Origin of the sequence: Pseudomonas eucalypticola, assembly GCF_013374995.1 — a bacterium.
GTDB lineage: Bacteria > Pseudomonadota > Gammaproteobacteria > Pseudomonadales > Pseudomonadaceae > Aquipseudomonas > Aquipseudomonas eucalypticola.
The window spans coordinates 2,951,671-2,974,978 of record NZ_CP056030.1 but is presented as its reverse complement, the minus strand read 5'-3'; the positions used below and the strand labels follow the sequence as shown (position 1 = coordinate 2,974,978).

The 23,308-nt window shown below is 64.6% G+C and carries 16 protein-coding genes and 1 tRNA gene; 10 read left to right on the top strand and 7 right to left on the bottom strand.

Annotation, left to right across the window (positions count from 1 at the left end; genetic code table 11):
* Positions 1-10: 10 nt before the first annotated feature.
* The 8 genes from HWQ56_RS13340 to HWQ56_RS13305 all read left to right on the top strand — a co-directional run bounded on the left by HWQ56_RS13340 (position 11) and on the right by HWQ56_RS13305 (position 8,434).
* Positions 11-619: a cysteine dioxygenase family protein gene (locus HWQ56_RS13340; protein WP_176570788.1), complete on the top strand. Its 609-nt coding sequence runs from the start codon at positions 11-13 to the stop codon at positions 617-619.
* Positions 616-2,199 carry a rhodanese-related sulfurtransferase gene (locus tag HWQ56_RS13335; RefSeq protein ID WP_176570787.1) on the top strand — a complete coding sequence of 528 codons (1,584 nt, stop codon included), beginning with the start codon at positions 616-618 and terminating at the stop codon, positions 2,197-2,199. Before HWQ56_RS13340 ends, HWQ56_RS13335 begins: the two co-directional genes overlap by 4 nt.
* A gap of 283 nt (positions 2,200-2,482) precedes the next feature.
* Positions 2,483-3,436, top strand: a complete 954-nt coding sequence (locus HWQ56_RS13330) for an ABC transporter substrate-binding protein (protein ID WP_158157761.1) — start codon at positions 2,483-2,485, stop codon at positions 3,434-3,436.
* A gap of 20 nt (positions 3,437-3,456) precedes the next feature.
* Positions 3,457-4,809, top strand: a complete 1,353-nt coding sequence (locus HWQ56_RS13325; protein ID WP_176570786.1) for an LLM class flavin-dependent oxidoreductase — start codon at positions 3,457-3,459, stop codon at positions 4,807-4,809.
* The gene (locus HWQ56_RS13320) at positions 4,806-5,951 is read left to right on the top strand and encodes an acyl-CoA dehydrogenase family protein (protein ID WP_176570785.1); all 1,146 of its coding nucleotides are present in this window, start codon (positions 4,806-4,808) and stop codon (positions 5,949-5,951) included. The genes HWQ56_RS13325 and HWQ56_RS13320 overlap by 4 nt, the downstream gene beginning before the upstream one ends.
* The gene (locus HWQ56_RS13315) at positions 5,948-6,907 is read left to right on the top strand and encodes a D-isomer specific 2-hydroxyacid dehydrogenase family protein (RefSeq protein ID WP_176570784.1); all 960 of its coding nucleotides are present in this window, start codon (positions 5,948-5,950) and stop codon (positions 6,905-6,907) included. Before HWQ56_RS13320 ends, HWQ56_RS13315 begins: the two co-directional genes overlap by 4 nt.
* Before the next feature lie 331 nt (positions 6,908-7,238).
* Positions 7,239-7,727 (top strand): hypothetical protein, encoded by a 489-nt coding sequence (locus HWQ56_RS13310; protein WP_158157757.1) that lies wholly within the window; start codon positions 7,239-7,241, stop codon positions 7,725-7,727.
* Positions 7,728-7,945: 218 nt separating this feature from the next.
* Positions 7,946-8,434, top strand: coding sequence for a hypothetical protein (locus tag HWQ56_RS13305; RefSeq protein WP_176570783.1), 489 nt, complete (start codon positions 7,946-7,948; stop codon positions 8,432-8,434).
* 50 nt (positions 8,435-8,484) lie between these two features.
* On the opposite strand, the gene HWQ56_RS13300 is transcribed toward HWQ56_RS13305, so the two are convergent.
* The 4 genes from HWQ56_RS13300 to HWQ56_RS13285 all read right to left on the bottom strand — a co-directional run bounded on the left by HWQ56_RS13300 (position 8,485) and on the right by HWQ56_RS13285 (position 13,175).
* A tRNA-Sec gene (locus HWQ56_RS13300) sits at positions 8,485-8,580 on the bottom strand.
* A gap of 9 nt (positions 8,581-8,589) precedes the next feature.
* Positions 8,590-10,503, bottom strand: coding sequence for a selenocysteine-specific translation elongation factor (selB, locus tag HWQ56_RS13295; RefSeq protein WP_176570782.1), 1,914 nt, complete (start codon positions 10,501-10,503; stop codon positions 8,590-8,592).
* A complete protein-coding gene (gene selA, locus HWQ56_RS13290; protein ID WP_176570781.1) occupies positions 10,500-11,897 on the bottom strand; it encodes an L-seryl-tRNA(Sec) selenium transferase in 1,398 nt (465 codons plus the stop codon). The genes selB and selA overlap by 4 nt, the downstream gene beginning before the upstream one ends.
* A gap of 234 nt (positions 11,898-12,131) precedes the next feature.
* Positions 12,132-13,175 carry a hypothetical protein gene (locus tag HWQ56_RS13285; protein ID WP_176570780.1) on the bottom strand — a complete coding sequence of 348 codons (1,044 nt, stop codon included), beginning with the start codon at positions 13,173-13,175 and terminating at the stop codon, positions 12,132-12,134.
* Positions 13,176-13,317: 142 nt separating this feature from the next.
* On the opposite strand from HWQ56_RS13285, the gene HWQ56_RS13280 reads away from it, so the two are divergent.
* A complete protein-coding gene (locus HWQ56_RS13280; protein WP_176570779.1) occupies positions 13,318-15,228 on the top strand; it encodes a hypothetical protein in 1,911 nt (636 codons plus the stop codon).
* A gap of 30 nt (positions 15,229-15,258) precedes the next feature.
* The gene (locus HWQ56_RS13275; RefSeq protein WP_176570778.1) at positions 15,259-17,436 is read left to right on the top strand and encodes a hypothetical protein; all 2,178 of its coding nucleotides are present in this window, start codon (positions 15,259-15,261) and stop codon (positions 17,434-17,436) included.
* 155 nt (positions 17,437-17,591) lie between these two features.
* Here HWQ56_RS13275 and HWQ56_RS13270 read toward each other — a convergent pair whose 3' ends face one another.
* The 3 genes from HWQ56_RS13270 to HWQ56_RS13260 all read right to left on the bottom strand — a co-directional run bounded on the left by HWQ56_RS13270 (position 17,592) and on the right by HWQ56_RS13260 (position 23,197).
* On the bottom strand, positions 17,592-18,410 hold the full coding sequence (locus tag HWQ56_RS13270; protein WP_176570777.1) for an SAM-dependent methyltransferase: 819 nt from the start codon (positions 18,408-18,410) through the stop codon (positions 17,592-17,594).
* Positions 18,411-18,426: 16 nt separating this feature from the next.
* Complete coding sequence (locus HWQ56_RS13265; protein WP_176570776.1) at positions 18,427-19,263, bottom strand: crotonase/enoyl-CoA hydratase family protein; 837 nt, start codon at positions 19,261-19,263, stop codon at positions 18,427-18,429.
* 280 nt (positions 19,264-19,543) lie between these two features.
* Positions 19,544-23,197, bottom strand: a complete 3,654-nt coding sequence (locus tag HWQ56_RS13260) for an Ig-like domain repeat protein (protein ID WP_176570775.1) — start codon at positions 23,195-23,197, stop codon at positions 19,544-19,546.
* Positions 23,198-23,308: the final 111 nt, after the last annotated feature.

The following is a 23,308-nucleotide window of genomic DNA, read 5'->3' as shown; positions in this document are numbered from 1 at the left end:
AGGAGCAATGATGTCCCAGGTTCGTCACCCCGAACGCCTGCGCGCCTTTATCGGCGCCCTGGCGGAACTGCTCGACAGCGACCCGCGCGAAGGCGACAAGCTGCACCGTGGCGGCCAACTGCTGCAACAACTGGTGAGCTTCGATGACTGGCTGCCGGATGAATACGCCCAGCCTGACCCCGAGCGCTACCAGCAATTTCTGCTGCACGCCGATTCACGCCAACGTTTTTCCATCGTCAGCTTCGTCTGGGGCCCGGGCCAGCAGACCCCCATCCACGACCACCGGGTCTGGGGCCTGATCGGCATGCTGCGCGGCGCCGAGTACTCGCAGAACTACGTGCGCGGCAACAACAACGCGCTGGTGGCCGACGGCCCGCGCATTCGCCTGGAGCCCGGTGATGTGGAAGCGGTATCGCCGCGCATTGGCGATATCCACCAGGTGAGCAACGCCTTCGCCGACCAGGTATCGATCAGTATCCATGTGTACGGGGCCAACATCGGCGCCGTGCACCGGGCGGTGTACCAGGCCGATGGCAGCGAAAAACTGTTCATCTCCGGCTACTCCAACACCACGCTACCCAACATCTGGGACCTTTCCAAAGAGAACCGCAGCCTATGAGCCACCCCCTGACCCGCTCTTTTGCCGACATTCGCCAGGCCCTGCTGGAGCGCCGGGAAGTCGCCCTGGTGGACGTGCGCGAGGAAGCGCCGTTCGCCCAGGCGCACCCGCTGTTCGCGGCCAATCTTCCGCTGTCGAAGCTGGAGGTCGAGGTCTACCCGCGCATCCCGCGCCGGGACACCGCCATCACGGTGTATGACGACGGTGAAGGCTTGGCGCAACAGGCCGTCGCGCGCCTGGTGCAACTGGGCTACACCGACGTGGCATTGCTCGAAGGTGGCCTGCAGGGCTGGCGCGAGGCCGGCGGCGAGCTGTTCATCGACGTCAACGTGCCGAGCAAGGCCTTCGGTGAACTGGTGGAACATGAACGCCACACCCCGTCGCTGCCCGCCGAGGAAGTCAAGGCGCTGCTCGACAGCAAGGCTGACGTGGTGGTGCTGGACGCCCGCCGCTTCGACGAATACCAGACCATGAGCATCCCCACCGGCATCAGCGTGCCCGGCGCCGAACTGGTGTTGCGCGCCCGGGAACTGGCGCCCGACCCGGCCACCCGCATCATCGTCAACTGCGCCGGGCGTACCCGCAGCATCATCGGCACCCAGTCGCTGGTCAACGCCGGGCTGCCCAACCCCATCGCCGCGCTGCGCAACGGCACCATTGGCTGGCTGCTGGCCGGGCAGACCCTTGACCACGGCCAGTCACGGCAATTCGCCCAGACCGGTGAAGACACCCGCGCACGGGCCAGCAATGACGCCCGCGCTGTCGCCGACAAAGCCGGCGTACGCCGCGCGACGCTCAAGGACTGGCAGCAGTGGCAGGCTGAAAGCGGGCGCACCACGTACCTGTTCGACGTGCGTACACCCCAGGAGTACGAGGCCGGGCATTTGCCGGCCGCGCGCTCCACACCCGGTGGCCAGCTGGTGCAGGAAACCGACCATTACGCCAGCGTGCGCGGCGCGCGGATCGTGCTGGTGGACGACGATGGCGTACGCGCCAACATGAGCGCGTCGTGGCTGGCACAACTGGGCTGGGAAGTGCATGTACTGGACGACGCCAGCGCGGCCGATTTCAGCGAAATCGGCGCGTGGAAGCCTGCCGTGCCGGCGGTCGCGCCCTTCGAGACCATCAGCCCGCAGACCTTGCAGCAATGGCTGGCCGAAGGCAACACGCAACTGCTGGATTTCACCACCAGCGCCAACCACGTCAAGCAGCACATCCCCGGCGCCTGGTGGGCACTGCGGGCGGACCTGGCCAACGTGGTGAAGAAAGTCCCGGCCGCTGAGCGCTATGTGCTCACCTGTGGCAGCAGCCTGCTGGCGCGCTTTGCCGTGGCGCAGGTGGAAGCGCTGACCGGCAAGCCAGTGTTCGTGTTGCAGGATGGTACTGCAAGCTGGCTGAAGGCCGGTCTGCCGACTGAAAGCGGAGAGAACCACCTGGCCTCACCGCGTATCGACCGCTACCGCCGGCCTTACGAGGGCACTGATGCGCCACGTGAAGCCATGCAAGCCTACCTGGACTGGGAGTTTGGCCTGGTGGAACAGCTGGGCCGGGACGGCACCCATGGATTCTTCGTGATCTGATCGGGGCGCTGACTGATTCACCTCTGTGGGACCGGGCGAAGCTCGGGAAGGCCGCGCCGCGGATTGACTGTAACACCGCGGTGCCTGATTCCCGAGCTTCGCCCGGTCCCACAGAGACCACCAGCATATTTGTGCATATTGGATAAATTCAAAATCAATTTATTTTATAATTAGTATAGACCCAAAAAGAATTTCACAGCCCTTTCTTATAGTCATATTCTCACATCCAGACCGACCCCACACCAGGCGGAGGCCCTCCCCCCCTCATCACCGGAGCGCCTCGATGCCGATCTCCCGTCTGTTATCCGCCGCCTTGCTCTGCCTGGTCGCCGCTGGCGTCCACGCCGCTGACCTGCAACCCCTGAAAGTCGCCAACCAGAAAGCCATGATCAAGACCCTGCTGCAGGTGTCCGGCGAACTGGCCCACGTGCCCTATACCATCGATTTCTCCGAATTTCCCGCTGCCGCGCCCCTGGGCGAGGCGCTGAATGCCGGGGCCGTGGATGTCGGCGCCCTGGGCGATGCGCCCTATGTGTTCGCCCTGGGCGCCGGCGCGCCGCTGAAGGTGGTGAGCATTACCCACATGGAAGGTCGCTACACCACTGCCCTGCTGGTGCCCAAGGACTCGTCCATCCAGCAGGTCAGCGACCTCAAGGGCAAGCGTATCGTCACCACCAAGGGTTCCATCGGCCACCTGCTGGCCATCAAGGCCCTGCAACAGGCGGGCCTGAAAAGCAGCGACGTCAGCTTCGCCTTCCTGATGCCCAGCGAATCGCGGGTGGTGCTGGAAAACGGCAGTGTCGATGCCTGGTCCACCTGGGACCCCTACACCACCGTGGCCACCGCCAGTGGGCAGGAGCGCGTACTGGTCAGCGGCGCGACCTTGCTGAGCAACCACCTGTACCTGGCCGCCACCGCCAAGGCCATCGAGGGCAAGCGGCCGCAACTGGAAGACTTCGTGGCCCGCGTCGACCGAGCCTGGCAGTGGGCCAACGCCCATCCCAAGGAATACGCCACGGCCATGGCCAAGGTCACCGGCCTGCCGGTGGAGATCCAACTGGCAGCGGCGCAGAACACCCACATGCAGCGCGTGGCCATCGACGACCAGGTGGTGCGCGGCTTGCAGCAGACCGCCGACCTGTATCGCAGCGAAGGCATCCTCACCCGCCCCGTGGACGTGTCCCAGGGCTTTGACCCCAGCTTCAACGCCAGCCCCCCCCTCGCCCGCGCCCAGTGAATGATCAAAGGAGCATGACCATGACCCAGAAACGCCAACTCAAACTCGGTGCCATGATCCACGGTGTCGGCCATGGCTGGGGCGAATGGCGCCACCCCAAGGCGCTGCCCAACGCTAGCACCAGCCTGGCGTTCTATCAGCAACAGGCACGCCTGGCCGAAGACGCGAAACTGGACTTCGCTTTCATCGCCGACAGCCTGCACATCCACGAGAAGTCCAGCCCTCACTACCTCAACCGCTTCGAACCGCTGACCATCCTCTCGGCCCTGGCCGCCACTACCCGGCACATCGGCCTGGTGGCCACGGTGACCGTCAGCTACACCGAACCCTTCCAGGTAGCCCGGCAGTTCGCCTCACTTGACCTGTTGAGCGGCGGCCGCGCCGGTTGGAACGTGGTGACCTCGTGGCTCAGCGGCACCGCCGACAACTTCGGCAAACCCGAACACCCAGCCCACGCCACCCGCTACCGCATCGCCCGGGAGCACGTGAGCGTGGTCAAGGGCCTGTGGGACAGCTGGGAGGACGACGCCTTCACCTACGACAAGCAGACCGGCGAATTCTTCGACCCGGCCAAGCTCCACACCCTGGGCCACAAGGGCGAGTTTTTCTCGGTCAAGGGCCCACTGAACATCGCCCGTTCACCCCAGGGCCAACCGCCTATCTTTCAGGCCGGCACCTCCGCGGACGGCCGCGACTTTGCCGCGAGCAACGCTGACGCCATTTTCGTCCACGGCGAGAATTTCGAACAGGCCAGTGCCTATTATCAGGACCTCAAGCGCCGCGCCGCCGAGGCCGGCCGTGACCCGCTGAAACTGGCGATATTGCCCGGCATCCGGCCCATCGTCGGCAAGGATGAAGCCGAAGTGGAAAGCCGTTACCAGCAGGCCGTGGACCTGGTCAGCATCGAAGACGCCATCGTAGCCCTGGGCCGCTCGTTCGATGACCACGACTTCACTCGATATCCACTGGACGCGCCCTTCCCCGACGTTGGCCACCTGGGTGCGAACAGCCACAAGGGCAGCAGCGAGCGCATCGTCGAACTGGCCCGTGAGCGCAACCTGACCTTGCGTGAAACCGCCTTGTATTTCTCCCGGCCCAAACGCGATTTCGTCGGTACTGCCGAGCAGGTCGCCGACCAGATCGAACATTGGTTCAAGGCCGGCGCCGCCGATGGTTTCATCGTCAACTCGGTGCTGCCCGATGGCTTGCAGTACTTCACCGAGCTGGTGGTACCGGTACTGGTACAGCGCGGCCTGTTCCGCGCCGAATACGCCGGCACCACCCTGCGCGAGCACCTGGGCCTAGACGTGCCGGTCAACCGCTACGCCGCGCCGGCCGCCGCCAAAGCCCCCGCAGAGGAAGCGCTGGCATGACTGAATTCAGCTTCCGCTCACTGCTGCCCAAACTGACGGCGCAGCTGGCCGCCAGCGCCGAGCACCATGACCGTACGGGCGAGTTCCCCGCCGATAATTTCGCCCTGCTGCACCGCCATGGCTTGCTGGCCTACACCGTGCCCAAGGCCCTGGGCGGTGGCGGTGCGACCCTGGCCCAGGCCCGCGACGTCATCGCCGCCGTGGCCCGGGGCGAGCCGTCTACGGCGCTGATTCTGGTGATGCAGTACCTGCAACATTCGCGGCTGGTGGACAGCACCTGGCCCGAGCAGTTGCGCCTGCGCGTCAGCGAGGACGCGGTGTGCAACGGTGCCCTGATCAACGCCCTGCGCGTGGAACCCGACCTCGGCACCCCGGCCCGCGGCGGCCTGCCCGCCACCACGGCGCGGCGTACCGCCGAGGGTTGGCGCCTGAGCGGCACCAAGATCTATTCCACCGGCAGCCATGGCCTGACCTGGTACAGCGTGTGGGCACGCAGCGATGACGCCGACCCGCTGGTGGGCGCCTGGCTGGTGCACAAGGACAGCCCCGGTATCCGCATTGTCGACGCGTGGGACCACCTGGGCATGCGCGCCACCTGCAGCCACGAGGTGATCTTCGACGACGTGCTGGTGCCCCTGGACCAGGCCGTCAGCGTCAGCCCGGCCAGCGCCCCGCGCAGCGAACTGGACCCGCAAGGCCTGCTGTGGATGTCGGTGCTGCTGTCGTCGGTGTACGACGGCGTCGCCCAGGCGGCCCGCGATTGGTTGGTGCAGTGGCTGACCGAGCGCACGCCATCCAACCTGGGCGCGCCGCTGTCGAGCCTGCCGCGCTTCCAGGAAACCGTGGGGCAGATCGATACCCTGCTGTTCAACAACCGCAGCCTGCTCGACGCCGCGGCCCAGGGCCTGACGCCGCCTCAGCACGCCGCGCAGATCAAGTACCTGGTCACCGACAACGCCATTCGCGCCGTGGAACTGGCCATTCAGGCCTCAGGCAACCCCGGCCTGTCACGCCATAACCCGCTGCAACGGCACTATCGGGACGTGCTCTGCAGCCGCGTGCATACGCCGCAGAACGACGCCATTTTTACCGGGGTCGGCAAGGCCGCTTTCGCCGCCTTCACCCCAGGAGCACAGCCATGAGTGAACTGGTCATCGCCAGCCAGCTGGACGCGACATTCAACAACGCCCTGCGCGAGCGCCTGGCGAACAGCCACCCCAACGCGAAGGTGGTCGAAGTGCCGGTAGGCGTGCCCAGCGACCTGCCGCCAGAAGCCAGCATTCTCATGGGCCGGCCCATCAACGTGCGCGGCTATCAGGCCCCGGACACGCCACCGCCGGGCTGGCCCTATGGTTTGCGCTGGATTCAGCTGGCCTCGTCGGGCATCGACTTCTACCCCGCGTGGCTGTTCGACGGCCTGCCGGTGACCACGGCGCGTGGCAGTGCCAGCGACCCTATCGCCGAGTTCGCCCTGGCGGCGATCTTTGCCTACAACAAACACCTGCCTGACATCTGGGTGCAGAACAGCGATTGGCAGTTTACTGCCCTCACCCCGGTCAAGGGCCAGACCCTGGGCATTCTGGGCTTCGGTTCCATTGGCAGCAGCCTGGCGACCAAGGCCAAGGCCCTGGGGCTGCGCGTGATTGCCCTGCGCCAGAGCGATACCCCCCTGGGGGTGGAAGGCGTGGAGACCGCGCGCGACATTCACCACCTGTTCGCCGAGTCGGACCACCTGGTGCTGGCTGCGCCGCTGACGCCCGGCACTCGGCACCTGGTCAACGCCCAGGTGCTGGCCAGTGCCAAACCGGGCCTGCACCTGATCAATATCGCCCGCGGCGGGCTGGTGGACCAGGACGCGCTGCTGAACGCCCTGGACCATGGCCCGCTGGGCTTCGCCTCGCTGGACGTCACCGAACCCGAGCCGCTGCCTGAAGGGCATCGCTTGTACAGCCACCCCAAGGTACGCCTGTCGCCACACACCTCGGCGATTTCCACCAAGGGTGGCGAAGCCATTGCCGACATCCTGCTGGATAACCTGGAGCGTTTCCTCGCCGGCCAACCCTTGCACAACCTGGCCGACCGCACCCGCGGCTATTGAGCCACCCCGCATTGCATACACCCCCCTGTGGGACCGGGCGAAGCTCGGGAAGGGGGCGCCGCGAAATTACTTGAATAAGCGGCGCTCTTTTCCCGAGCTTCGCCCGGTCCCACAGGGTTCGGCCACACCTTCCCGGTTCAACCTCGCCCTCAGGGGACACTGTACGGGCGCAACAGCAGCACGCCATGCTTTCACACAGGTTGTTGGATCACCGCTCGCTGTCGAAAGGGGCACGGCAGCATTGCGGTTTCTCCCAGTATTGGGGTGCAGGGAACTTCGGGAGACTAGGGACGCTGTATCCCATACATCGTCCTTATTCAGGAGAAACACCATGTCTACACAATCCATTACTGCCCAGGCTAATCACGTCCACTGGACGTTCACCAATGGCGCGGAATATAAAGCGAACCGCATGTCCTTCCGCCACCTCAACGGCAACTGGTATCTGCAGGCATACGCCGATATTAATAGCGATTCACGGGCGATGATCTTACTGGTCATCTACGCACCCGATGACAGGCCGTTCTTCGGGAGTCTGGTGCTAGCACCGTTTACAGAACCCAATAACGCCGGCTGGATGAACGTTTATGAGGAAGTTGCGCCTAATGTTTTCGATACTTATTTGACTGAGGGCCAGGCTAACGTGCAGATCTCTCCAAACGGTGTGAGTACCGGTGATTTTACTGTCCACGTGCGGGGACTCGACCTTGAATTGAAAGGTTCCTTCAGCATAACCCCCGACGCCCCGTATGCCGAGTTTACCCAGGCGCCGTCCAACACCCATGGCAAGCGGTCATCGGCGCTGGCCCAGCCGTCGTAAGCGTCAGCGGGTCGTCCAGGCAGGCGTGAGACTCACTTGCGCCTGTCCGCGTGGCGTTGGCCCGCCAACGCCTGCCTTGCGCTTGTAAACCGGCGCGGGGGAAACGTGGCGCAAGGCAGCGGGCCCGCTACTGTCATTTCTATCAGTAGCTGCATGGGGGCGCCAGGCTGATACTCGGGTGGCTGTCGTTTGATAGCGAACCTACCTGGAGAAACATCATGTCCGACGAAGTAAACCATACCAAACGGCCCACTGGCAGATTCAACTGGGAATTCGGCGCCAAGCATTTTCATGCCACGACCATGAGCTTTGCCATCTCCCCCGCTTGGGGGGTTGCCGGGCAAGTAGATCAAACCAGCGTCGAGATTGGCGAACCGCACCTCTTGCTCTTGGAGGCCGAGCTCGGCTTCGATGGGCTCAATGACACGTTCACCCTTGGCCCACACGTACCTAACGAAAAGAACCCCACGCTGGTCGTATTAACGAAAACGGCAGACGGATCGCGCAGGGACCTTGCTAAAGGCACCGTGACCTTGCGCATTTCAGGAAGCGGCTTCGGGGTTGGAATCATTAACGCTGAAGTAAACAAAGTCCGGTTGCGAGGGGATTTTGCTATCGCCGACACTTCAACGAGCACGGGTGCCACCCTCAAAAGAGTGGACGGTGCGCGCGCGCTGGAAAGCAGCTTGCCCTATGAAAAAAGATGACCGGGCCAGGGTGTTTTCCACGTCACCCCCAACGACAGCGCTATGAAAAGTGGCGGAAGGCAGCCGGAGTCGAACCTGCCCGGGAACGGCTGCCGTCCCCAACCGGGTTTGAAGCCCGGCCGCGCCACCGGGCGCGATTGCCTTCCTTGATATGTTCAGCCGTCCTGCGCCAACGGGTTGGCCGGGCGCAGGCGGCGGTGTTCGCCCAGCCGGCGGGTCACGCCTATGCGGTCGAAGAACTCCAGCACCTGAATGCTGCGCTTGCGACCCACGCCCACGCGGTCACGAAACGCCACCACGGTGATCTCGCCGCCGTCAGTGCTCAGTTGCCTCAGCATAGCCGCCATCTGCCGCAATGCCTCATCACTGTAGAACAAGTCACGCACCACCTGGTGCACGTGGCCCAGGCGCGCCAGCTTGCGCAGCAACAGACGGACATCGGCGTCGGTTCGGCCCGTGGCGGCCGCCAGGTCCCGCACCCAGGGCGGGTCGAAGGCGCCTTCGGCCAACAGCGGGCGCAGCGACTGCCACAGGGCGTCGTCCTGGGCGTTCAACTGCGGCTGGTGCCCGGGCAAGTGCAGCCATGGGCCGCTGGCGGCCACGGCGCCCTCGGCCAGCAGCTCGTCCACCAGGCTGATGAACGCCGGGCGCTCCAGTGGCAGGGCGGCGAAGCGACGAAGGCGGTCGCGGTCGGGGCCCATCTGGTCGGCTTCCAGTTCGTGGAAGCGCTCCAGGTGCGCCAGCAAGGCGGTCTTCAGCGACTGCCAGCGGTGTTCATTGAACAACAGGGGTCCTTGCCGCGTGGCGACCACGCGCACCCCAGGCGGCAGCCGCCAGGTGTCGCGCAACCGGTTGAACTGGCGTTCCAGGCGCCGCGGGTCCAGGCCCTGGCCGTTGTTGGTCAGCAACAACGGCAGAGCCCCTTCCAGGCTCAATGCGCTGTCGAGCACCTGCAACTGCGCCAGCCGTGGGGCGCCGCGGCGCTGGCGCGAAGGGCCGAACGGGTCCAGCACCTTGCCGCCGCCCAGGGTACGCTGGGCACTCTGGTCGCGCAGCACCAGGCGGTCGCCACGCACGGCCTGCACCGGACCATTGAGTAGCAACTGCGCGAACATCCGCTCACCGGGCGCCACCGATGGTCCCTCCAGCAGCGCCACGCGCGCGGTGACGTCCTGGGTGCCGAGGTGCACGTGCACCGGGCTGAAGTGCTCGAAGGGGCGCGTTTCACTGGCCAGTACGTACAGGTCGATGTCCACACGGCGCGTCGGGGCGTGCAGCCAATCCGGCACCAGCCAGTCACCGCGGTGGATCTGCTCCACCGCCACGCGCTCGCCAGCCAGGTTCAGCGCGACGCGTTGCCCGGCATGGGCAGTGTCCACGGTCTGGTTTTGCGCGTGCAACCCACGCACCCGCACCGGCCGGCCTTCAGCGCCCAACAGCAAATGGTCGCCTATCTGCACGCGACCGGCCAACGCTGTGCCGGTCACCACTACACCGGCCCCGGCGATGCTGAAGGCGCGGTCGATGCCCAGGCGAAACCCACCGCCATCGCGCTGCTGACGCACTTCGCGCTGGATCATCACCAGGGTCTTGAGCAAGGTATCGATGCCGGCGCCGGTCACGCTCGACACCGCGATCTGCCGGGCGGCGCCATACGGCCCGGTGGCCAGCAAGCGCGCCACCTGGCCCTGCACCTCACGCACGCGCGCTGGCGTGACCCGGTCGCTTTTGCTGATGACCACCAGCAACTGCGGTATGCCCAGCAACTCGACAATGGCCAGGTGTTCGCGGGTCTGGGGCATGACGCCGTCGTCGGCGGCCACCACCAGTAGCACCAGATCGATGCCCTGGGCCCCAGCGAGCATGTTGTGGATGAAGCGTTCATGGCCTGGCACGTCGATGAAACCGGTGGGCGCAGCGTCGCGCTCCAGCACCGCGTACTGATAGCCCAGGTCGATGGTGATCCCGCGTTCGCGCTCCTCGCGGCGTCGGTCACCGCCCTGGCCGGTCAAGGCCGTCAGCAGCGCGGTCTTGCCATGGTCGATATGGCCGGCGGTGCCGATGATCACGGGCTGGGCTCCACGGTCAGGTCTGGCAGTTGGGCGAGGAAGGCGGGTTCGTCATCCAACTGGCGAAGGTCCAGCCACAATGCGTCATCGTCGATACGCCCCAGCACCGCAATGGGCAACCGCCGCAAGGCGCTTTCCAAGGCCAGCAACTGGCGCCCGCGCAAGCGCTTGCTGACCTGCGGGCGCAGGCACAGGGCGCCGCTGGGCAGGCGTGCCACCGGCTGGCTGCCGCTGCCGATCATGCCCAGCGCCGGCTGCACCGACACGGTCCAGCCCTGCCCCAGCGCCTGGGCCACGGCGCCGCGCAGGCGCTCGGCCTGGGCGATAATGTCCGGGCCGGGCCGGGTGAGCAGGCGCAGGCTGGGCAGGCGTTCGGCCAAGCGGTCGGGGTCACGGTACAGGCCTAGCACGGCTTCCAGTGCCGCCAGGGTCAGTTTGTCGACGCGCAGGGCACGCTTGAGAGGGTTCTTCTTGATCTTCGCGATCAGTGCCTTGCGCCCCACGATCAGCCCAGCTTGCGGGCCGCCCAATAACTTGTCGCCGCTGAAGGTCACCACGTCAGCCCCGTCGGCCAGTGCCTGGCGCACAGTGGGCTCGGCGGGCAGGCCCCAGCGGGTCAGGTCCAGCAGGCTACCGCTGCCCAGGTCCTCCAGCAGCGGCAGGGTTTGCTGATGGGCAATCTTCGCCAGCTCGGCGGTGGGCACCTGGGCAGTGAAACCTTCGATGCTGTAATTGCTGCGGTGAACGCGCATCAGCAGCCCGGTGCGCGGGTTGATGGCCGCTTCATAGTCGCGGGCGTGGGTACGGTTGGTGGTGCCGACCTCGTGCAGTTTCACACCGGCGCGGGCCATGATGTCGGGGATGCGGAAGGCGCCGCCAATCTCGATCAACTCACCACGCGAGATGATTCCTTCCTTGCGTGCGCCCAGGCTATTGAGGGTCAACAGCACGGCGGCGGCGTTATTGTTCACCACCGTCACCGCCTCGGCACCGGTCAGCTCACGGATCAGTCCCTCGATCAGGTCGTCGCGGTCGCCGCGCCTGCCGGTGGCCAGGTCGAACTCAAGGTTCAACGGGTAACGCGCAGCCGTCTGTACCGCCTCCACGGCTTCCTCGGGCAGCAAGGCGCGGCCCAGGTTGGTGTGCAACACGGTGCCGGTGAGGTTGAACACCCGGCGCACGCGGCTGCGGTGCTGCATGGCCAGCCGCTCGCTCAAGCGCCCCAGCAATAACTCCGCGCCCTGCTCGGCCGCGTCCAGCTCGCTGGCCTGGCGCAGGTCATCCAGCAACTGGCGCAGCGCCGTCAAGGTGGCCGGGCGGCCATAGCGGGCGATCAACAGGTGGCACGCGGGGTGGCGCAGCAGGCTGTCGACCGAGGGCAGGTGTGGCGGCATCAGGGGGCTCCCGTTCAGGTACCCCCACAGCGTAGCCGGTGCTGGCCAATGGGGAAACGCGCTACCCTCAAATCGTGTGGGCGGTGGAACGGGGGGGGCCGTACCCGGCGCCTCCTGGGGAGGGTGCAGTTGGATGCAGCTGACCGCGGTGCATTGGCTGAACTGCTCGATGCCAACGCGCAACTGCTGAGCCTTGTGCCGGCAGGCGCACGGGTACGCCTGCACGCCCTGGTTTCATCCAACAGTCAACATCACGGGGTCCGTGCTCAGCGCCTCTTTTCCTTGCCGCTCGACGACCACCTGGGTGGTGATCTGGGTGGTTATCTGGCTATCACCGTCATGGGCGATGCCCCAGGTCAACGGCTGGCCAACCAAACCCTTGTCAACGCTCACGTGCTGCAGTTGATACAGCAAGCTGACGGGACGGGCATTTGCCAGATCGACCAGCAACGTGACCCAGTCGCCTTCGGCCATCGACTCGTAAGGGGGCAGGGTCATGACCAGTTTACCTTGTACGGCTTCAGCATACGCTGGGACGGTATAGCCGTCTTCCTGACCGTCGGCCACGGTATTCAAGATGCCCCGTGCCAAGGTAAAAATGGACCGTGGGCTGAAGCGTTCACGGCCCAGGTGATTGACGGAGTAAAACGCCCGGACCTCTCCCCCTGCGTGGGGGTAGGTGTAGGTATTCTGTATCGTCCACTCGAGCGGCTTGCCGACGTCTTCGTTCTGGACCTCGGCATGACGAACAAAGCTACCGTCCAGGCCTGTCCCCAACCAGTACAGCGAAACGACGTCGCCTTCAGCCATCTCGGGGTACGCGGGGGTCTGCAAGGTAACGCCGCCAATCACTGCCGGCCAGGGCAGACGCCCGTCAATCGCCTCGGGTATGGACACAGGCCATGTTTCGACCGCTGCTGCAATCTTGGTCGGGGGCGAATTGATTTCCATATGATAAAGGTAATAGACCTCTATGACCTGATGGGCGAACTTCAGGGCGCGCTCGGCTGGAACGTGGAAGGTGGCCTCCCCCGACTCGGAAACCAGCGCCTGCCCACCAAAGGCGGCATCCATGCTGGACATCATCGCCTGGAATTGATCCCCCGGCTGCATGCCTTCGAACGGTGGTATGCGAAACGTCAGGCCCTTGCTCAAGGCAGCCAGGGTCAGCTTACCGTCCACGGCCTCATCGATCACCGGCGCGGGTAGTTCATTGGCACGGCGTGCGATGGGCCGACGGTGGGAAACGTATTCTGCAGTGGTCAAGTGCTTGGTCATGGTTCAATCCTCGGGTTGGGCGAGCACTCAGGCTACGCCGAGCCGCCTGAGCCGCCACCTGTCAGAGTTGACAGTCAAGACTGATAGCACCTTGCCCACTGTCAGATGTAACAGTTTCGCCGTCCGGCCTTTCAGGCGTCTCATGCAAGCCTCTCCCTTTGCCGAGAACGCGACCATGGCCCGTTTTCCCATCACCTATATCCACCCCCAGCCAGTGCCTCGGGTGCTGCCTGCCATCCCCGAAACCAAGCTGCGCATCCTGGTCGGCGACACGTTCAAGGTGTTGGTGCAAGACCCCAACGGCGACTGGATTCCCGGCGATGCCGGCATCAACCACGACATGATCGTGCCGGACCTGGGCCTGCCCGTGGAGCTTAATTACGACCGCAAGCGCGAAGGCGACGTGGTGGCCGTCCGCTGGAAGAACGGGCCCGCCAGTGGCGACCCCAGCGAATACATCCGCGTCCACCGCTACATCGTCAAAGCCAGCGACGTCAATATGGACGATGAGGTCCTCAACAACGCCCATCCCCTGGTGCTGTACCTCACCGAAGGGGTGCCGCAGCCTGCCCAGGCGGCGTTCTTCTTCGAAGTCACGCGGCCGGGTGACAACGAGACGCCGTCGGCAATAGCCACCGCGCTGATCAAGCTGTCGCGCCCGGGGGGCACTGATGAGGACCCGCTGCCGGGCCACCAGAACCTGAAGGCACCGGTCGTGCCCAAGCCCGTGTTCGACAAGCTCGAAGACGTTGTGCTGCAGATCGAGGCCTACCCGCACATTCGCGTGCGCGATGTGGTCGTGATCACCTGGGGCGGCGTGCCAACCGAATTCACCCTCACCGCCGAACAGGCCCAGCCGGGGGGCACGTTGACGTTCGTGATTCCCAAGGACGTCCTGGAACTGGCCGGCGACGCCGAGCGCCTGGAGGTGGTCTACCGGGTGCGCGACGAGGTGTACAACCACTCCGAGGACAGCAACGGCCGGCGTTGGTCGATGCCGACCTGGGTGGAGGTAGACGCCAACGACAACCCGCTGTCTGCACTGTGGATCGAGGAAGCCGAGAGCGGCCAGCCTGGGGAATTTCGCTTGCACCTGGACTCGCTGGGAGGTAATCCCGCCACGGCGGGGATCATGGTCGACGGCGTGTACGTCCGGCTGGGTGACACGATCGAACTCACCGTGCGGGGCACCACCCGCGATGGGGCAGCGGTCCTCGAACACTACTACGATGACGTCAAAGTCGTTGGCCGGCCCCTGACGTTCAAGATCCCTTACGAGGTGCTGGCGCGTCTGGCGCAAAGCAGCGCCGCGGTGTATTACACCGTGGTGGCGCGCGTCCCGGGCCAGCGCGGCAGGGTCCGCAAGGCCTGGCGGGCCTGGATGGCCGCGCTGGCCGACGACGTGCCGCCGATTCGCTCCAAGCGCATCACGTTACGGGTGGACGGTGAGGTGGTGGACCTGGCCGCGCCCGTGGTGGTCGACGCCCCTGGCGGCCAGCTGCCGATCGATGCCCCGGCGCGCATCGATGTCCTGCCCTATGTGCCCATGCACGAAGGCGACCTGGTCATGCTGACCTGGACCGGGACCTCGGCCAGCGGCCAGCCGGTGCTGCGGCAGATCGAACACACCCTGAGCAAGAACGAAGAAAACACCGTTCTGCGCTTCGAGGTGGAAACGCTCTACGTCAACCAACTGGATGGCCGCCTGGCGACCGTGAGCTACACGGTGACTGCCGGCGGCGCCCGGCGGCAGTCGGACGTGGCCGTGGTCAGGGTCGGCACCTGGCAAGCGCTGTACCCCGCGCCGACCTTGCCAGAGGCCCAGGACGGCGTGCTGTTGCCGGAAAACGTGCCGGCCGAAGGCGCGCTGCTGGTGTTGCCGGCGGCGGTGCAGGTGGTGCCCGGGGACGTGGTGTACTACCACTGGCAGGGTAGCATCGCCGGGGTGTATGGCGATCGGAAGATCGTCGACGAGACGGCGGAGAAGCCTGAGTTCAGGATTGCGAAGGCGCAGGTCGAGGCCAACCTGGGCGGCACCGCGACAGTGAACTAAAGCATCCAGCGGGGGGCAACGTTCATCGGCTTGTCTGCCGACCTGAGCGTCCAGGTGGGCAAGCAAACGGCGATCGAGCTGCCACCGCCTCGGGTGGAACACCTTAGCGCCAACGGCGAGCTCAAACCCGGCGATGTGCCGCGCGGGACCCAGGTGACGGTGGCGTTCGACGACATGCTGTTGGACGACCAGATCGCCCAGTTCTGGACGGGCACCGAGGGTGATGGCACCCCACCTTTGCCTTGGCAGTCGGGTAATGAGGCGAAGACAGTGGTGTTCCAGATCTCGGCGAAAGCGATCGCCGCCAACCTCAACCACGGGGTGCAGGTGGTGTATGCGCTGATCCGGGGCTCGACGGTGATCAACTCGCCGGTCGTTGCCGTGCGGGTGCTGGATTTCGCCCCAGGTGACCTGCCTACGCCGCTGATGCCCGATGCCGTGGGGGATGTGCTGGATGTGCTGGGGCTGACGGCCGACGCCGACGTCCGGATTCCGGTCTGGCCGCTGATCGGCGTGGGGCAAAAGGTCTGGCTGAAGCTGGTGGGGCAAAACCTGGATGGCTCGGCGCTGACCCTCACCCTGGCCACGGGCGCGGCAGTGAGTGCCAGTGAAACCACGGCCGGGTTTGTGCGCACGGCGTCGCGGACCCAGTTGCAACAACTCAAGGACGGTACGACGTTGCGGGTCGAAGCCAAGGTGAGCGTCGACACCAGCGCCAATGCCAACGAAGCAGAAGCCAAAGTGCTGCCGGTCAAAAGCTATACCGTGAAAACGATCGCGCTGATCCAACCGCTTATCACCTCGGTCAAGGACCCTGCCAATAACGAAATCCCTCAGAACGGCGCGACCTTTGCCACGAGCGTCACGGTGACGGGCACGGCCACGGCCAGCCAGCAGGTGGAAGTTTTCGACCAGGGGGTGAACAAGGGGGCGGCGCCCGTCAATGCCGCAGGCATCTGGAGCCGGGAGGTCACCGCGTTGGCGACCGGCGCACATGTGCTGACGGCGGTGGCCAGCTATGACCCCAGTTTGGTTTCCCCTGCCAGGACGTTTACCACACTGGCGGATGTCAGGCCGACTATCACCAGTGTACGGGACTTGCGAAGCGAAATTGTTGACGGCGGTACGACTTTCGAGAACAGCGTGACGGTGTCGGGAAGCGCAAGCGCAGGCGGTAACGTGGATATCTACGCCAATGGCATCAGTAAAGGAGTAGCCGTGACCGATGAAGCCGGGGGCTGGAGCCGTGTGGTGCAAGGTCTGACGGCGGGCAGCTACACGTTGAACGCTACTGCCCTGTACGGCACGGGGCTGGTATCGCCGCCGCGTACCTTGTCGGTGGTGGCGGATCTACGTCCAGTGATCACCAGCGCGCATGACGCAAACGGCGCGGTGTCCAATGGTGGCTCAACCACGTTGACGACCCTCACGCTATCCGGGACGGCGGTAACTGATCATCGCATCCATATTCGGGACAATGGGACCCGATTGACCACGCTTACGGTCAGCTCATCCGGCAGTTGGTCCTATGTAGCCCAAGGCTTGGCCACCGGCAGCCACTCTTTTACTGCAGAAGCCGACTATGGTTCCGGGCTTATCTCGACCTCTTGGAGCATTACTATCACGGTGGCGGCGTTGAGTTTTGGCTCGAACGTCACCTTATCAACCAGCAACTATCACGTGGCCAGTAATCGGCCGCCTGCCAACCCGCCCAGCTTTGCGACTTACACTCGAACGGCTACCGGTGGCACACCGCCCTACGCTTACTCCTCCAGTAATACCCACGTGGCCAGCATTGATGCCTACGGGAAGGTCAGAGCGGCAGGTAATGGCCAGATTCAAATGACGGTGCGAGACGGTAGAGGCAATACCGCCAGCCATACCCTGACGGTATCGGGCGTAACGGTTTGGGTGAATACCGGTGTTGCCAGCAACATGACTAATATCCAGGCCGTCTTGAACCAGTATGGTATTCGTTTACCATCCCTGAACGAACTCAGGCTGTTATTCAATAACTACACGGCCGAGCAACCTTCGGTGGCCTATAACATTGGCTGGACCTCCAGTCCAGCCGTCAACTCGGACGGTATGAGCTGGTCAGGTCAGGTCCATTCCGCCGGCAATTGGTGGATGAAAGATTTGAATGGAGGTGGAGAAAATAACGCCAACCTACATACATTCTATGTTCGTGGTATCTGGATCCTATAACCCACCATACGGCTCGGGGACTCGCAGGCGTAGGCGTTCGCAGGGAGCGCTCTGCGAATACCGCCTGTGGTCGGGGTGACCCAGCGTGTCGCCGTTAATGGATGCCGCAACAGGAGTCACGGCAACAGCACCCATCGACAGGCACCACCCGCCCCTCAGCCCGCGATCTTTGTCCATGCCGTCACCTGCAACGGCCCGATCAATTGCGCCTGAGCACGCAGCGTGTTCCTGCGCAACCGAGCTTCCAGCGCGTTCAGATCCACCCCGCCCTCGACCACCTTGCCCAGCTTGACCAAGTGTGGCAACACCCCGCCAACCCCTTGAACGGCCCATTGAAACAGCGGCGATTGAGCGTCGCCGCCCATCGGCCGTTCACCCAGCAGCACCGGCGCCGGCAGGCCTGCTTCGGCGAAATACTGCACCATCAGCATGGCTGCCTTGGGCTTCTGCGCCGCATAGGTCAGGGCGTCGACGATCCAGCGGCCCACCTTGTTCCATTCCGGGACCGGCGGGTGAACCTCCAGAAAAGGGTGGGCCAGCACGATCTCATGCAACCCCAGCACGCCCCCTGGCTTGACCAGCCTGGCGGCCTGGCGCAGGAACGCCACAGGGTCTGCTTGGTGGATCATGATGTAGCGGCCTACCACCGCGTCATAGCGGTGCCCGCTTGCGAAGTCGGCAATAGCGCTTTTCTCGAACCGCACCTGCGGCAGCCGCGCCGCACGGGCCCGCCGGGTGGCGAGTGCAAGCGCGGCGTCGCTGATGTCGATGCCTGTCACGTGACCGCGGCGGCCCACCTTGCGCGCCGCCAGTAGGGTGACGTCGCCGGCGCCGCAGCCCAGGTCCAGCACCTGCATGCCGGGCTTCAGGTCCATGGCGTCCAGCAGTCTGGCAGTGGTGGGTTCCAGAACACGGGCCTGGTGCATCAAGCGCGCCAGTTCGGTTTCGTTATTATCAAAGGCATAGTCGACCATGTTGCGTGCTCCTCGCTCAGTGCGATTGCTCGTCGCGGTAGCGCCGCTGCGCCCGCACCAGACCGCGCATGTAGTCCAGGTCCTTGGGGGGAAGCCGAGACGCTGCTCTGACCCATTCGGTGGTGATGTTCAGCAGCTCCCGGTGCGGAATACGCACCGCCTCGCGCCGCGCCGTGAACAGCGCGGACAGCCCGTTGAACCAGGGTTCGATTCTGTCCAGGTAGCTGTCAGCGGCCTGGCGGCCGGTGCCGGTGGGCACCACTTCGTCGACAAAGCCCAGCGCCTGGCATTCCGCGGCGCCATAGACCTTGCCAGAGGTCATCATCTTCATCGTGGCAGCGTCGCCGATGCGTCGCTTGAGCATGCTGTAGCCGCCCATGCCGGGGAATAAGTTGAAGCGAATCTCCGGAAAGCCGAAGGTGGCCTGCTCCTCGGCGATGATCACGTCACTGGCCAGCGCTGCTTCCAGGCCACCCCCTAGTGCCGCACCCTGGACCAGGGTGATGGTGAGCAGGCCGCTGGCCCCATAGTGGTTCAGGCGCCGGTAGACGATGTTCACGCACTGGCGGGCATAGTTCATCAAGGCTTCCCACTCACGCTGTTCGATACAGCGGACGAAATGGCCCAGGTCACCGCCCAGGCTGAACGCCAGGGGGTGCGCTGAGGCCCACAGGTAACAGTCCACCGGCCAGCGGTCGGGAGTATGCAGCTGCCGCTGCGTGTCCACGGGCAGGTCGGCGTCGTACTGGTTGGCCGCGGTCAGTATCGCCGGGGTGAAACTGGGCTCGGCTTGGGCGGTCAGCCAACCGCACAGCAGGCGGCGGGTGGAGTCGTATTCGGTGTGGTAGGGCATGGTGTCACCCGTTGGTGCGCGGGGAGGGGCGCGTCGGGGTATTACACGGCAGAGTGAGGGGCAGCGAAACTGTAATATCTGACAGTGCCGGGCAGCGGCGGCTTCTCGGTCAGGCCTGCGCGTCAATGCTTGGTGTTGGGCGCAATGGCTGACGGGGGCCATGGCCCCCCGCCCAGCCAGGCTTTGCAGCTCGGACTCCTGTGCCTGAATCGATGCAATCGCTTGTCGCCTACCGGGCGCCCGGGCGCTGGCAGGCGCCAGCGCATGCGGGTTGATAGTTTCAAACGCCCCGGCTTATTCTGATGTTTGCCAGTCGAACCGTCTCACCCGCAACGATAGGGCTGGAAGGGAGGTGCACAAGCGTGCTTATTCCAGACGTGGTAACGCCTGACAGGCGTACAGGGGTCAATTGGGCCGCAGGACAAGTAACGCTAAGTGATCCTATCCTTACAACAAATTGTTTATCACCTCCAGCCTGGCATTCCAGCGTATATTCCCCAGCAGGTAAACCGAGATCCGGGTGCCAGATGGCCGCAGCCTGGAGCTGCACATTCGTGGCCACATAGGCGAAAGAGGTTGAACCGTTGGACCCTATGCGTACTGGGTTCCAGTCCGGGCCGATCCAGCCGCCTGCGCCATTGCGAAAATCCCATTCGTAGACCACCACGGGCTGCGGTTTGGCCACCGTCACGCTCCATGCCGCCGATTGCTGGCCCGAGCCGTACAGTGCCATCACCTTAAACGAATGCTGCCCTAACGCCAGCGGGGATACTTGACGGCTCCACACCCCGTTCGCACCAACGGTTACGGTGCCTTGGTTCACGCCATTGTCCTCAACCCGCACCTGCAAATTCGGGGCAGCATTACCGCGAAGTGTCAACGCCGTATCCGTGGTCGTGCCACCGTTGCCAACATTACCACTCGCCCCTTGCACACTGGTGATAGTCGGCCTGACATCCGCCAGTGTGGTAAATGTCCTGGCAGGGGAAACCAAACTGGAGTCATAGCTGGCCACCGCCGTCAGCACATGTGTGCCGGTCGCCAACGCGCTGACCTCCCGGCTCCAGATGCCTGCGGCATTGACGGGCGCCGCCCCCTTGTTCACCCCCTGGTCGAAAACTTCCACCTGCTGGCTGGCCGTGGCCGTGCCCGTCACCGTGACGCTCGTGGCAAAGGTCGCGCCGTTCTGAGGGATTTCGTTATTGGCAGGGTCCTTGACCGAGGTGATAAGCGGTTGGATCAGCGCGATCGTTTTCACGGTATAGCTTTTGACCGGCAGCACTTTGGCTTCTGCTTCGTTGGCATTGGCGCTGGTGTCGACACTCACCTTGGCTTCGACCCGCAACGTCGTACCGTCCTTGAGTTGTTGCAGCTGGGTCCGCGACGCTGTGCGCACAAACCCGGCCGTGGTTTCACTGGCACTCACTGCCGCGCCCGTGGCCAGAGTGAGGGTCAGCGCCGAGCCATCCAGGTTTTGCCCCACCAGCTTGAGCCAGACCTTTTGCCCCACGCCGATCAGCGGCCAGACCGGAATCCGGACGTCGGCGTCGGCCGTCAGCCCCAGCACATCCAGCACATCCCCCACGGCATCGGGCATCAGCGGCGTAGGCAGGTCACCTGGGGCGAAATCCAGCACCCGCACGGCAACGACCGGTGAGTTGATCACCGTCGAGCCCCGGATCAGCGCATACATCACCTGCACCCCGTGGTTGAGGTTGGCGGCGATCGCTTTCGCCGAGATCTGGAACACCACTGTCTTCGCCTCATTACCCGACTGCCAAGGCAAAGGTGGGGTGCCATCACCCTCGGTGCCCGTCCAGAACAGGGCGATCTGGTCGTCCAATAGCATGTCGTCAAACGCCACCGTCACCTGGGTACCGCGCGGCACATCGCCGGGTTTGAGCTCGCCGTTGGCGCTAAGGTGTTCCACCCGCGGCGGTGGCAGCTCGATCGCCGTTTGCTTGCCCACCTGGACGCTCAGGTCGGCAGACAAGCCGATGAACGTCGCCCCCCGCTGGATGCTGTAGTTCACTGTCGCGGTGCCGCCCAGGTTGGCCTCGACCTGCGCCTTCGCAATCCTGAACTCAGGCTTCTCCGCCGTCTCGTCGACGATCTTCCGATCGCCATACACCCCGGCGATGCTACCCTGCCAGTGGTAGTACACCACGTCCCCGGGCACCACCTGCACCGCCGCCGGCAACACCAGCAGCGCGCCTTCGGCCGGCACGTTTTCCGGCAACAGCACGCCGTCCTGGGCCTCTGGCAAGGTCGGCGCGGGGTACAGCGCTTGCCAGGTGCCGACCCTGACCACGGCCACGTCCGACTGCCGCCGGGCGCCGCCGGCAGTCACCGTGTAGCTCACGGTCGCCAGGCGGCCATCCAGTTGGTTGACGTAGAGCGTTTCCACCTCGAAGCGCAGAACGGTGTTTTCTTCGTTCTTGCTCAGGGTGTGTTCGATCTGCCGCAGCACCGGCTGGCCGCTGGCCGAGGTCCCGGTCCAGGTCAGCATGACCAGGTCGCCTTCGTGCATGGGCACATAGGGCAGGACATCGATGCGCGCCGGGGCATCAATGGGCAGCTGGCCGCCAGGGGCGTCGACCACCACGGGCGCGGCCAGGTCCACCACCTCACCGTCCACCCGTAACGTGATGCGCTTGGAGCGAATCGGCGGCACGTCGTCGGCCAGCGCGGCCATCCAGGCCCGCCAGGCCTTGCGGACCCTGCCGCGCTGGCCCGGGACGCGCGCCACCACGGTGTAATACACCGCGGCGCTGCTTTGCGCCAGACGCGCCAGCACCTCGTAAGGGATCTTGAACGTCAGGGGCCGGCCAACGACTTTGACGTCATCGTAGTAGTGTTCGAGGACCGCTGCCCCATCGCGGGTGGTGCCCCGCAAGGTGAGTTCGATCGTGTCACCCAGCCGGACGTACACGCCGTCGACCATGATCCCCGCCGTGGCGGGATTACCCCCCAGCCAGTCCAGGTGCAAGCGAAATTCCCCAGGCTGGCCGCTCTCGGCTTCCTCGATCCACAGTGCAGACAGCGGGTTGTCGTTGGCGTCTACCTCCACCCAGGTCGGCATCGACCAACGCCGGCCGTTGCTGTCCTCGGAGTGGTTGTACACCTCGTCGCGCACCCGGTAGACCACCTCCAGGCGCTCGGCGTCGCCGGCCAGTTCCAGGACGTCCTTGGGAATCACGAACGTCAACGTGCCCCCCGGCTGGGCCTGTTCGGCGGTGAGGGTGAATTCGGTTGGCACGCCGCCCCAGGTGATCACGACCACATCGCGCACGCGAATGTGCGGGTAGGCCTCGATCTGCAGCACAACGTCTTCGAGCTTGTCGAACACGGGCTTGGGCACGACCGGTGCCTTCAGGTTCTGGTGGCCCGGCAGCGGGTCCTCATCAGTGCCCCCCGGGCGCGACAGCTTGATCAGCGCGGTGGCTATTGCCGACGGCGTCTCGTTGTCACCCGGCCGCGTGACTTCGAAGAAGAACGCCGCCTGGGCAGGCTGCGGCACCCCTTCGGTGAGGTACAGCACCAGGGGATGGGCGTTGTTGAGGACCTCATCGTCCATATTGACGTCGCTGGCTTTGACGATGTAGCTGTGGACGCGGATGTATTCGCTGGGGTCGCCACTGGCGGGCCCGTTCTTCCAGCGGACGGCCACCACGTCGCCTTCGCGCTTGCGGTCGTAATTAAGCTCCACGGGCAGGCCCAGGTCCGGCACGATCATGTCGTGGTTGATGCCGGCATCGCCGGGAATCCAGTCGCCGTTGGGGTCTTGCACCAGCACCTTGAACGTGTCGCCGACCAGGATGCGCAGCTTGGTGTCAGGGATGGCAGGCAGCACCCGAGGCACTGGCTGGGGGTGGATATAGGTGATGGGAAAACGGGCCATGGTCGCGTTCTCGGCAAAGGGAGAGGCTTGCATGAGACGCCTGAAAGGCCGGACAGCGAAACTGTTACACCTGACAGTGGGCAACGTGCTATCAGTGTTTTCCGTTGAATCTCAAGATTTTTACTGCATCCATTAGCGGCGACA